The organism is Mycobacterium sp. (genome assembly GCF_035274705.1).
Taxonomy (GTDB): domain Bacteria; phylum Actinomycetota; class Actinomycetes; order Mycobacteriales; family Mycobacteriaceae; genus Mycobacterium.
This window is the reverse complement of sequence record NZ_DATENY010000005.1, coordinates 42,753-54,914: the sequence shown is the minus strand read 5'-3', so window position 1 is coordinate 54,914 and position 12,162 is coordinate 42,753. Positions and strand designations below refer to the sequence as shown.

Here is a 12,162-nt window from a genome sequence, read left to right as displayed (position 1 = left end):
ACTTGTGAAGAGCGAGACCCTCTCGTGTTCACCTCAGATGATCCGTCGCTCCGTTCAGAGCGGGGAGTCGAGCATTTCAGACGGCCTGACTGTACAGAGTCGCTCGTGTCAGACCACGGCAGCACGCCACGATCGGTGCGGATTGTGACCATCGCGTAAGTTCCCGTCGGCACGAAACCCCCCGGACGCACAACCGTGAATGGCGGCTGACGTCGGGATTCGCACCCAATCGGCGGGGAAGTCAGATCGCCGCCGTGACGTTTCCGTGGGGCTGTCGAACCAACCCGCGTAGACCGTACCGCGTTGGCCGCTCGTCCTCATCGATTAGCGCTTGCGCGAGAAAGTTTTTCTTGCCGGCGACCGCAAACCAGTTGTGTGCCAGGCGGGCGCTTTCGCGCACGGATCCGACACCGCTAGCCGTACTAATGAGCCGGTTCTGCCAGCGGCTATCTGAATCGAGATCTCTTCGTGCTGTGAGTCCGATCACTTATGCGCTACATTGTGTCCGCTATCACAGGCAGAAGGGGTCGTCGATGGTTGGAGTGAACGGCAACCCGGTTGGTCGGCCTCAGCCTGCTGCGCCGCTGCCTCATCGCGCTGCGATCAGCACCCGCACCTGGCTGCTCGGGACGCTGCTGTTACTCATCGCCATCTCGGCCATCGTCGGCGTCATCGTCGCCGCGGTTTCCGGACAGACAACCGTGGCCCTGATCATTGCGCTCTTCGCCGGAGCGTTCTTCTCGCGCGTCGCCTGCTAACCGCGCAGCCGCTGCGCCAACCCTGACGCGCGAACCGCACGCCGCTCGATCGCGGCCCTAAGCGCTGTCTCAGACCCCACCACGCGCACCCGCTCCTTTGCTCGCGTCACTGCGGTGTAGAACAGCTCGCGAGTCAGCAGCCGCGAGTCCTCCGGAGGCAACAGCACCGTGACCTCGTCCGCCTGGCTTCCCTGGCTCTTGTGGATCGTCATCGCATGCATCGTCTCCACGTCTGCCAGCCGACTTGTCGCGAAGCTCACGCCTCCGATGACCGCCCTCAGCGTTTGATCCTTGGCCACGGTCACGCCCGTGTCGCCGTTGTACAGCCCCAGCCCATAGTCGTTGGCCGTCACCAACACTGGCCGCCCCGTGTACCACGACGACCAGATCGGCTCGCCCGTCGCCTCAGTCAGCCATCGTTCCACTTGCCGGTTCCAATGCTGCACGCCGAACGGGCCCCGGCGATGCGCACACAGCAGCCGGTGCTCGTCCAGCGTCGCCAGCGCTGCGTGCTCGTCGCCGAGAATCGCCGCGGTCCTCAGCGCAAGGGCATGTGGCACAAGCACTTTGCGCAGTCGCTCGCGCGGGTCGCCCGCCTCGATCCACTCGATGTGGTCGCCGCCTTCACGCAGCACCTCGGTCGCCCGGTCAGCATCACCAACTCGGATCGCGGTCGCCAACTCGCCGATCGATTTTCCGAATCGGTGCGATGTCTTCAGCGCCGCGACCTTCGCCTCGCCCAACCCGTCGACCAGATCCGCCAGCACCGCACCAGCCTCCACCGACGCCAACTGATCCGGGTCTCCGACCAACACCAGACGCGTCTCCGGCCGTACCGCCTCCAACAGCCTGGCCATCATCGTCAACGACACCATCGACGTCTCGTCCACCACGATCACGTCGTGCGGCAACCGATTCCCGCGATGATGCCGGAACCGTGCCGACGTATCCGGCTTGCTTCCCAGCAGTCGATGCAACGTCGTGGCGTGCAACCCGATCAACGCCTCTCCGTGCGACGGGTCCAGCTTCGCCACCTCCAGCTGCACCGCCTCCTGCAGCCGTGCTGCCGCCTTACCCGTCGGCGCCGCCAGCGCGATGCGCAGGCGCCTGCCGCTGGCCAACAGCGCCAGGAGCCTCGCCACGGTTGTCGTCTTTCCCGTTCCTGGACCGCCGGTCAACACCGTGAGTCCCTGCGACAGCGCGATTTTCGCGGCGGCACGCTGCTCCTCGAATCCCTTCGGGAACAGCCGGTCGACGTCTGCCGACACCGGCGTCGGTCTTGCCTGGACCATCGCGAGTATGTCGTCACACACTTGCTGCTCCTCCAGCCAATACCGGTCCAGATAGAGCAGGTCCCCGTTGAGTCGCAGGATCGGTGGCTCAGCGAGTAGCGGGCTGGCTTTCACCGCCGTCGCCAAGTCCGCCAAGTCGGGCGAACCCAGATCCACGCACACCGACCCGCCGCGCAGTGCTCGCACCACGAACGCAACGGCGAGCGCCACGCGTTCATCGGTGTCTTCGCGAAGGGCAGTCAGTCGTTGCGCGACATGCACATCGGCGTAGTCGAACACCCCATTGTCGTCGACCGCCAGCTCGATGGTCACGCCACCGCCCTCCCCGTATCGAGCAGATCCGACAGCGCGGTGATCAGTGCGGCCGGTGGCTGCCAGCTGAAGACCCCGGCGGGATGGCCGTCGACCACCGGCGTGTCCGCGCCGCACATTCCACGCACGAACAGATACAGCACGCCACCCAGATGCCGCGACGGGTCATAGTCCTGCTGCCGCCACCGCAGAAAACGATGCAGCACCATCGAATACAGCAGCGCCTGTAGCGGATAGTCGGAGTGCAGCATCGCCTCGGTCATCCGCGCGCGGTCGTAGTCTGCCGACGTCAACGGACGGTCGCCGTCGCCTAGCCAGTTCGTCTTGTAGTCGACCACCAGATAACGCCCATCGACCCGCAGCACCGCGTCGACCGAACCGCTCAGATATCCCCGCAGCGACTGACTGCCCAATGCGTCGCCCGTCAGCCGGTCGGCATAGCTCGCCAACGCGTCGTCTGCGGGAAGGTGTTGGCGCAGCAGTGACCCGACGTCGGTCAGCCTGATGTCTGGTGCCGCGGCGCGCAGGTCACCACCAGCGAGCGGAAACTCGAAATCCAGCTCCCGCAACCGATCCCGCAGTCCGATCTGCCGCAGCGTCACCCCGTCTGCCAACGGCCCCAACGGGGTGTCATGCATCGGCACCATCGCCGCCGCCACCTCCGCAGGCTCTGCGTCCACCGGCCACCACACCGAGTGCTCGCGTATCTGCGACTCGAGCTCCGCGCGCAAGTTCGCCGCGAACGGGTCCGCCGTCTCCAACACCGCATGCACCAACGTCCCGAACGTGGCGCCCGTCGGCAGATCCGCCATCGGCGACGGCACGCTCGGTCCGGACGCCGCCTGAACGACCGGAATCTCGGCGACCTCGTCGTCCAGCTCGACGACTTCGGGTTCACTGCTGACACCGCTTGCTTCCGCAGCCCGGATCAGGCCCGAGTACGACGTGCGTCGCCACGTGGTGTCGATCGTGCGGTGGAAATGCCGAACGTCGAATTCGACGTGGCCGGCATCATGGGCGACCGTCGCAGGCGATGCGACGAGGGACTCCTCGATCACCGGCCCGCCCTCGGCTTCCCACTCCCGCAGGCGCGCCATCGCGTCGGCGTCGGAGATCTTCGCGGGCACACAGCGATCGGGAACCGTCGACTCTCCCGGCCGGCGTCCCCGCAGCAGCCGCGACAAGCCGCCGTTGGGCTCGTCGTAGGCCGGTGACCACCACGCCACCACTTGCGACTGCGCGCGCGTCATCGCGACGTACGTCAGCCGGCTGTCGTCGCTGGCCGCCTCTTTGCGGCCTTGCGCCGCGACGACGTCGTAGTCGGGGCTCTCCTTGCCAGCGATGTGCAGGCATCGCGTGTCCCCGTCGTGGAACAACACCAGTTCCCGCTCTTGGACATTGCGGTTGAACGCGAACGGCAGATACACCACCGGGAACTGCAAACCCTTGCTCACCCACACCGTCATGATCTGCACCGCCGCCGTGTCGCTGTCCAGGCGGCGGTTGCGTTCCGTTGCGCCACTGCGTTCTTCGCGTTGGGTGCGCAGCCAGTCACGCAGCGCGGGCAGGTTGTAGTGCTCGCGGTGCGCGGCCTCCTGCAGCAGCTGCGTCATGTGCGCGAGGTCGGTCATGTGACGTTCGCCGCCCTGCCACGACAGCACCCTGTCGCTCACGCCGCTCAACTGCGCGGCCTCGAAGATCGCGGCCACCCCGCGCTCGCGCGCGTGACCGGCCCACTCCCGCAGCGTCTCGGCGACGCGATCGGTCAGCGCATCACCGCCCGCCGACAGCGTTTCGGCTGTCTCGCCGAAGAACATCGTCGACGCCGCGGCCCGCACCACACCCGAGCGGTGCGGCTGGTCGAATGCCTCCAACAGCGCGAGCCAGTCCTCGGCGGCCTTCGAGCCGAACACGTCCGAGTCACCGGTGTACACCGACGGCACACCGGCGTCGGCCAGCGCGCGGTGGCACGCTCGGGCGTCCTTGTGGCTCTCGACGATCACCGCGATGTCGTGGGCTTGCAGCTTGTCGCCGTCGAACGTGGCGTTGCTGTTGAGTAGCACGCGGATGTCGGCGGCGAGGTCCTTGCCGATGTGCCCGCGCAGGTCGTCGATCGCGAGATTCTGAATGCCGCTGCGGCCGAACGTCTCCCGTTTGACCACCCTTAGCCGGAACGGGTCACAGCTGGGTGCACCGGCGAGCCGGCTGCCTTGGTGATACGCGTCGACGTCGTGCACGACGATCCTCGGATCGCCGAGTTCGGCGCCGCGCAGCACGGCCTGCAGGCGGTCGACGAGTGCGCCGTCGCTGCGCCAGTTCGTGCCGAGCGTCATCTTTTCGCCCGCCGTCTCCGCGGCCTTCAGGTAGGTGACGATATCGCCGCCACGGAACGCGTAGATGGCCTGCTTCGGATCACCGATCAGGATCACCGTGGAGCGCCCGCTGAACGCGCGGTCGATGACCCGCCACTGCACCGGATCGGTGTCCTGGAACTCGTCGACCATCACGATAGGCCAACGCCGGTGCATGCGTACCTGCGCGGGGGACTCGTCGGCTTCCAGCGCGGTGGCCAGCCGGATGAGCAGGTCGTCGTAGCCGAGGATCCCAAGCCGTCGCTTGCGGGTTTCCAGCTCGACCAGAACGTCTTTCGCGAACCCGATGCACACCGCGGCCCGCGAGTCCGGCTCGGTATCCAGCGGCCGCAGCTCCGTCGACGGGTGGTTGACCACTTCGCGGGCCAGCCGCAGCGCGTCCTTGTACGTCAGGACGGGATCGTCGCGTTCCTGCCCGAAGTGTGCGAGGTACAAGTCGTCGACGATCTCGGTGACCAGTTCGTCGAGGCTCTCGACCAATACGACGCCGGAATCGCTATCGCCGGCCACGCCCAGCGATTTCAGCACCAGCTGGCAGAACTGGTGAGTGGTCGCGATCGTCGCCGCGTCGAAGCTCGCCAGCGCGTCACGCAGATTGCGCTGCCGGACCGCCCGCTCGCCGTCGGACCCTTCGACGAGGTGCTCGACCACCTGGTTGTCGCCAACCAGGGATGGGTCGTCGAAAGCCTTGAGCGCGTGGACGATCTGATCGCGGACCCGCTCCCGCAGCTCCTGGCTCGCGGCGCGGCCGAAGGTGATCAGCAGCATCTGGTCGAGCGTCGCCTCGCCCTCGGCGACATACCGCGTCACCAAACCCGCCAACGCGAACGTCTTGCCTGTCCCGGCACTCGCCTCCAGCACGGTCGTCGACTTTTCGGCGGGCAGCGGGCCCAGCAGGTCGAAGCGGTCCATCACACCGGCCTCTCAGCGCGCAGCATCGGCAGCCACACCCGCTCGGAGTAGTCACCCAAGCCCGCATCGACGAGGACCGACAGATACGCACCGGGACCCCACGCACGAACGTGGGCCGGCGCCTGGTCCTCGGCCGGGTAGCGATCGCTCGACTTCCACCGGTATCTGGCTGCCTGTTCGGGAACGTCGCCGCAGTGCCGCGCCACCGCCCACGCGTAGGACGTCTTGATGGGCAACGGAATCGGCTCGCGACGTCCCGCGTCGTACACAGCCACCAGCTCGCGCAAGACCTCGACCGCATCCGCGTCGGGACGTCCGAGTCCTTCCTCGCGCGGAGTGCTGCCCTTCTTCGGGCGGCCGATGCACACGGCGTGCCAGTCGAGCGCGGGATCGCGAGCGAGCAAGGCCAGCAATGGAATCCACGATTCGAGCAGGTGCTTGCCGTCGAGCTTGGAATACGTCACCGACACCAGACGGTCGCCAAAGACCGGCGATACGGTGCCGGTCAACCGCCGGCCCGCGCCGAGGTCGATGTCGACGTCGAGGGCCCGCAGATCCGTGTGCCGGTGATGCAGTGCGGCGGTGGCGAGCAGGGCGGCCTGATCCTTGATCTCGGTGGCCTTGCGCCAACCCAGTTGCCCTGGTGGCAGTGTGCCGCGCCGCCATTCGGCTTGGCGCGCTTCGTCGGGCGTCATGCCGCGCAGCATGTCGTTCAGCATGCGGTCACCGACGGTCCACTCCTCCAGCGCATTGATGTCGACCGGCATGGCGTCCTCCACGCCGTCGACGTCCCATGGCAGCGTGTAGTCGAGTGCGCGGAAGAAACCCTTTACCGGGTCTTTGTAGAACGCGACGAGGTCTTCGAGCACGACGTCGTCGTGTGCAGCCGGCGGCAGCGGGCCGGAGATGAACGGCGGCTGTTCTTTGCGCTTGCCGGTGCTGGCCGTGGCGGCCCGCAACGCCGTCGGGTCGAACGTGAACGGATCGTCTGGTATCAGCTCGCCCGGGATGACGTTGCGAATGTCGAAGGGCTGCAACGGGTGTTTGACGACGATGCGGTCGCGTACCTTATCGGTCGTGGTCATATCCAGGGTGTCCAGCAGTTCGGCGAGCGGTACTGCCGGCGGCCGGTCCTGACCGGAGTACTCGTTGGCGCCGGTGTAGGTGATGACGAGTTTCTCGGTGGCCGCGCCGATCGCATCGAGCAGCAATTGCCGATCTTCAGAACGGATGTCGCGTTCGCCGGTCATCGGGTTGCGGGCGAGCACGTCGTCGCCGTCGACGATGCCCAGCCGCGGGAAGACGCCGTCGTCCAGACCGACAAGGCAGACCACCCGGTGTGGCACCGAGCGCATCGGCACCATCGTGCACACCGTCAGCGTGCCGGTGCGGAAGTTCGCGCGGGTAGGTCGTCCGGCGAGGTGCCGTCCGAGCAGCGCGCGAATGTCGGGTAGCCGCATGATCGTGTCGGAGCGCGGCCCTGCCGTCGCGAGCACGTCGGCGAATTCACGTTGCATCTGGCTGGTCTGCCAGGCGTCGTTGTCGTCGACTTTGGCGAGCAGCGTGATGCCGTCGGCCAGAGCGGTGAGCCAATCGCCAAGCGGCCGTGCGCCGTTGAGCTCGTAGACAGTTCGCTGTAGTCGGTCGACGTACTCGGCCAGTTTGCCGGCCAGCTCGACGCGGTTGCTGCTTACGTCGTCGAGCGGCAGCGTCGAACCGATCCATGCGTGCGAATCATCGCTTAGCGCTACACCAGCCAGCACCCGGTCGATACCGAAACGCCAAGTGTTGTGGACGAAGTCGACGCCGAACGGCTTGCGATGGTCTTGGTCGAATCCCCAGCGGATATTCGCCTGGCGGACCCAGCGGGTGATGCTGTCGAGGTCGTCGTCGGTGAACCCGAACCGCGCCCGAACCGGCGGCGCCTGCGCGAGGTTGAGCACCTCGCTGGCGGTGACTCGGCTGCCGGCCAGGGTCAGCAGCTGGCTGGCTACACCGAGCAACGGGTTGGTCTGGATGAGCGAGCGGTCGGCCAGGCGGACTCTGAGCCGATGCGCCGGATGCGCTCCCTGCACGACGTCGCCGAGGCCAAAGTCCGCGTTGATCAACGGTGCATAGGTCTCGATGTCCGGGCACATCACCAAGATGTCGCGCGGCTCGAGCGTTGGGTCGTCGGCGAGAAGGCCGAGCAGGACCTCGCGCAGGACGTCGATCTGGCGGGCCGGCCCGTGGCAGCTGTGAACTTGCACGGAGCGGTCGTCGTCGCGCAGCCTCCTGCCGTCTGGACGGATTGCGTTGGCCGTGATGTCGGACTGCAGCCACCCGAGCAGCGTGTCGGGATGCTCACGGCCACCGAGATATTCGTCAGTGTCGGGATCGGCGGGCAGGCTGCGCTGAAGCTCGCGCAGGTCGCGGCCGAGCGTGGCGAGCAGCGAATGCCCGACCTCGCGGTGGCTGGTGTCGTCGCGGCGGGGGACGGGTCCGTGTTGACCGGTGAGCGACGTCCACAAGTGGTCGCTGGGATGGGGCAGCCACAGATGAAGATCGTGGTGGGTGGACAGGGTCTGCAGCAACTCGATCTCGGTAGCGGGCAGCCGGGTGTGCCCGAACAGCGACAGCCGCTCGGGCAGATCGGTCGGTGATTCGTGGAGGCGGGCAAGGGTTTTGGCGTGTCGGATGTGAGGCGGATCGGCGTCGACCCGGTCGAGCAGGGCGCGCCAGAGAGGTGGCTGCCAGTCCAGGTCGGAATCGATATCGCCGGCGATATCACGTTCCCAGTCGATGAGCAGCCGCGGCCGCTGCCGAGCGTAGGACGCGAACAACCCGGCCAGCCGCCGAGCTACGGCGTAGCGGCGGCCCTGTCGCAGTTCCTTTTCCTCGCCCGCTTCGAAGTGCCCGAGATGAGTCGCGAGTGTGCGGCACCAGGGCTCGTCGAGGCTGCGGTCGATGACCTCGAGTAGTGGCCACACCATCGCGTCGGGCGACCATGGATCGTCGTCGACGGTGCCGGTGATCTCGGCGATCAGTGAGCGCGGGTTACGGAACGCGATGCCGGCGCAGACGCCGTCCTGTCCGCCGCCGCGGCCGAGGATGTGCGAGAGCCGCTGACTCAGCCATCGCTCGACGCCCTTGGCCGGGACGATGATCAGCTCCTCGGCGAACGGGTCGGGCAGGGGAGCGGACAGCAGTCGGCCCAGGCCGTCGGCAAGGAGATCGGTGCGCTCGGCGCGGTGAAGGTGCAAAGCCATTGAAGGTAACCATAGGAGGTTGCGCAGAAGCGGTGACGAAGATTGGCATCAACGTTTGCTTCCTGCGCAAGGAGCAATATGACAGGCGTGGGATATGCCCAGGTAGGAGCGTGCTAAGGCTCAGTTTGTGGAACCGCTGCCTGCCGCGCGTGCCCTTTGCTACCGTCGCCCGATGAGCGCATTGCGGTGGCTGTTGCGGTTCCCATGGAGTTTTGTCTTCGCTGTTTATGCCGGGGTCGGCGGTTTGGCTGTTGTCGACGGGACGCTGGCGCGAATGCATCCACCCGGTGGCGCGTCGGCAAGCGCAACGGCGATTCTTTCGCCGTCCACGATTGGCAGCAGCCAGGCGCATTTTGTGGCCATTCAACAATGGCAGGAGTGGGTCGTCACTTTCGACGCCTCGAAAGGTGACCGGGTCCTTTCGCCGGTCGGCTTGCTGGTCATCTACTTGCTGGTCGACATCCTGCTCGTCGCCGTGCCTGTCGCGCTGCTCCTTGGCAAGGCCAATCAATACGCTCGCGATCGAATCAAGGCGAGCACTGGTGTTGGGGATGCGCAGAAAAGAACACTCGTATCCATCCTCGACATGGCGCTGTGGATGACAGTTGGCTTCGTCCTAGTCGACATCGTCGAAGATCTGTCGCTGTTGGGTTTTGTGGCCTTCCGCTCAGCGTCGGCGAACGTGCTGATCGGCGTCGGGCTCATATCAGCCGCCAAATTGATCGCTCTTCTGATGGCCGTGATCGCTTCCGGCGTAGGGCTTCTCATCAGTTTGCGACTGTCGCAGCCGTCCCCGAACGGCTTCCTGACCATCCTCGGACAGTGGTGGCGCGTAGCCCTTGCGCTACGCATCCACATCGCTGTAGCGGGCTTCTTGCTCGTGATGGCCGGTCTGCAAGGCGATCTTGGACGCCAGTTGGACGACGCCTTCATGCTGCTGTTCGAACAGTGGGGGCGGCTTGTCGTCACGGTTGCTGTTGCTCTGTTCCTCGCGGTGGTGCTGCGGCTGACAGGCAGGTTGTGCTTGATGTCGTACGTCGACATCCCCTCAGAACCCGGCAAGAAGCAACTGATCAACTGGCTGATACTGGTCGCTGGCGCAGTCGCCGTCATCATTGGTGCTGTCGCGATCTATCGCGGCTGGGTCTTCGGCCAGGCGCTTTTGGTACCCGGGGCGATCGTCGTCCTCATATCGTTATTCAGTTTGACGACCGTCGAAGCCGACGAGACGGTTCCGGCCATGGTGATGCCGGAGGTCGCCACTTCAGGATCAGTTCAAGCTCTGCGTGGGGGCCACGTTGCCAGTGCGCTGGCGGCGACTCCCATCGCGGTTCTGATCGCCCTGTCCTTGCGCAACGGCCTACGCCTCCTCACAATTCGCAACGGCACCGGTGCCCTCGTGGTCGGAGTGGTGATGTTGGTGTTGGCGGTTGCCGCTTGTCTGATCGCCTATAAGTGGACCAAATTGGCGGCGACTGAACCTTCGCGACGGTGGCTTCCCGCCCTCGGGTTGTCGTCGGTCGCTCTGTTCGGCATCCTCGCCTGGTCGCCTCAGGTCACGGGGACGTTACTTGCTCCCTGGGCAGCGCTTTTCGCCTTTGCCTTCGCCATGGTTCTTGGGTTGACTGCGTTACTGCTCCTCGGCGACTCGATTTATCCGGGCAGTGCCCTTGCCGCATGCGGCGTCAAACGCTTGCCGGTGATCGCCATCGTGGCAGTGTCATTCTTGGGTACGTCGATCGTCGATGACCAGTCGGTGTATCACTCCACACGGCTCCTTCCGAGCGCCGAGGCCAAGCCGCAGAACCGGATGTCATTCAGTCAGGCGCTCGACGCCTGGGCGGCAAGGCAGCCGAACAAACCGGAGATCCCGCTCGTTTTCGTCGCATCATCGGGCGGCGGTATCCGAGCGGCGTACTGGACGACGCTGGTGCTCGCGTGCCTCGTCCGGGGCAACCAACCATTCGAGGCGCCACCGCGCTTAGCCGACGACAAACAGTGCCGGAATGCGCGGATGCCCATGGAGTCGATGTTTCTTGCGAGCGGAATATCCGGTGGCAGCGTCGGACTGGCGGTCACACAGGCGATCGCCAACCGTAATGACTGGTGGAAACCGCTGCGACGGGACTTCCTTGGCCCCACCATCGCGGCATTCGCGTTCCGGGACATTCCGAATGCGTTGCTGCGGATCAACGTTCACGATCAAGACAGGGCCGCGGCCCTGGAGCGTTCATGGGAAACAGCGGTACAACAGAGCGGTGGTGACTTAGAAGAAGGTTTCATGGCCGCCGCCTTGCCCGACGGCAAAGATCCCGCGTTCCCGATGCTGATGTTGAACGGAACGTCGGTGACCGACGGCTGCCGACTAAGCGTTTCACCGCTCTACCTCGCGGGCCCTGGGGTTGTGAGCAAGACAGGGAACGATGCCGCCGAGACTGGGACCCGGGACTGCCTCGCACTAGATCCATTGCTGCCCAAGACCGCTGATGTGGTTCTGCAGACGTTGGCAGGTACCAAGGACGGATTCGACAACACGTGTCGCAAGAACGAAGGCGTCGACCCGCAGGACCTGCGTCTGTCGACGGCGGCATTGCTGAGCGCACGGTTTCCGTATGTGTCGCCAACGGGCACACTGAATTCCTGCCAGAACCCTAATGACCGAACCTTCGATCTCGACGGGGGCCTGATTGATTCGTCCGGGGCCTCACCGCTGGCTCTGACTTGGCCAGATGTTATCAGTTGGATCGAAAAACGCAGCGGTGGAAGGTGTTTCGCACCCAAGCTGATTTTCATCGAGAACGGTTATCTGTCGCAGACAAAGTCGCAGCCCCCTGCTCGACCGGACGAGCTCAGCGCCCCTCTCACCGCGACCGGTGCTGTGCGTGACGCGCAGTCGCCCGAAGCCAGGCAGGCGGCGGCGCTCGATTTCCAAAAGTCATTTCCGCCCGGGGGATGTAAGACTGGCGATGCCCCGAATTCCGACGCATGGACTATGCCGAATGTCGTGGACTTCTATCCGGTCGCGCGGCCCGGAGTAGAGGCGCCGCTGGGGTGGACTTTGTCCAAGTACTCGCAACAGTCCCTCGAACAACAGCTCGGAAACGCCGACAACTTGTGCTCGGCCGCAATCGTCGCTGCCTGGTTCACGGGCGATACCGCACGACCGGCGGCGTGCTACTAGCGCCACCACTTCTGACGCTCGCAACAACCGGGGCCGCAGCATCACGAGAGCCTCCTGCCTCAGAATGGCTCATTCGGCTTGCCGGTA

The 12,162-nt window shown here is 65.4% G+C and carries 5 protein-coding genes; 2 read left to right on the top strand and 3 right to left on the bottom strand.

Going from position 1 to position 12,162, the window contains the following annotated elements; genetic code table 11:
- Positions 1–533 precede the first annotated feature (533 nt).
- Positions 534–758 carry a hypothetical protein gene (locus VJV41_RS01070; RefSeq protein WP_325330201.1) on the top strand — a complete coding sequence of 75 codons (225 nt, stop codon included), beginning with the start codon at positions 534–536 and terminating at the stop codon, positions 756–758.
- On the opposite strand, the gene recD is transcribed toward VJV41_RS01070, so the two are convergent.
- From recD to recC, 3 genes are read right to left on the bottom strand one after another with little or no spacing between them, the layout of a single operon-like run.
- The gene (recD, locus tag VJV41_RS01065; RefSeq protein ID WP_325330199.1) at positions 755–2,362 is read right to left on the bottom strand and encodes an exodeoxyribonuclease V subunit alpha; all 1,608 of its coding nucleotides are present in this window, start codon (positions 2,360–2,362) and stop codon (positions 755–757) included. The genes VJV41_RS01070 and recD overlap by 4 nt on opposite strands.
- The gene (gene recB / locus VJV41_RS01060) at positions 2,359–5,646 is read right to left on the bottom strand and encodes an exodeoxyribonuclease V subunit beta (RefSeq protein WP_325330197.1); all 3,288 of its coding nucleotides are present in this window, start codon (positions 5,644–5,646) and stop codon (positions 2,359–2,361) included. The genes recD and recB overlap by 4 nt, the downstream gene beginning before the upstream one ends.
- Entirely contained in the window at positions 5,646–8,894 is a 3,249-nt protein-coding gene (recC, locus tag VJV41_RS01055) for an exodeoxyribonuclease V subunit gamma (RefSeq protein ID WP_325330196.1), read from the bottom strand. Before recC ends, recB begins: the two co-directional genes overlap by 1 nt.
- 127 nt (positions 8,895–9,021) lie before the next feature.
- Between recC and VJV41_RS01050 the strand changes: the two genes are divergently transcribed.
- A complete protein-coding gene (locus VJV41_RS01050) occupies positions 9,022–12,075 on the top strand; it encodes a hypothetical protein (protein ID WP_325330194.1) in 3,054 nt (1,017 codons plus the stop codon).
- Positions 12,076–12,162: the final 87 nt, after the last annotated feature.

Bases quoted from the DNA above. Each gene is read 5' to 3' on its own strand.
- VJV41_RS01070 (WP_325330201.1), top strand. From the start codon at position 534: ATGGTTGGAGTGAACGGCAACCCGGTTGGTCGGCCTCAGCCTGCTGCG.
- recB (WP_325330197.1), bottom strand. From the start codon at position 5,646: ATGGACCGCTTCGACCTGCTGGGCCCGCTGCCCGCCGAAAAGTCGACG.
- recC (WP_325330196.1), bottom strand. From the start codon at position 8,894: ATGGCTTTGCACCTTCACCGCGCCGAGCGCACCGATCTCCTTGCCGAC.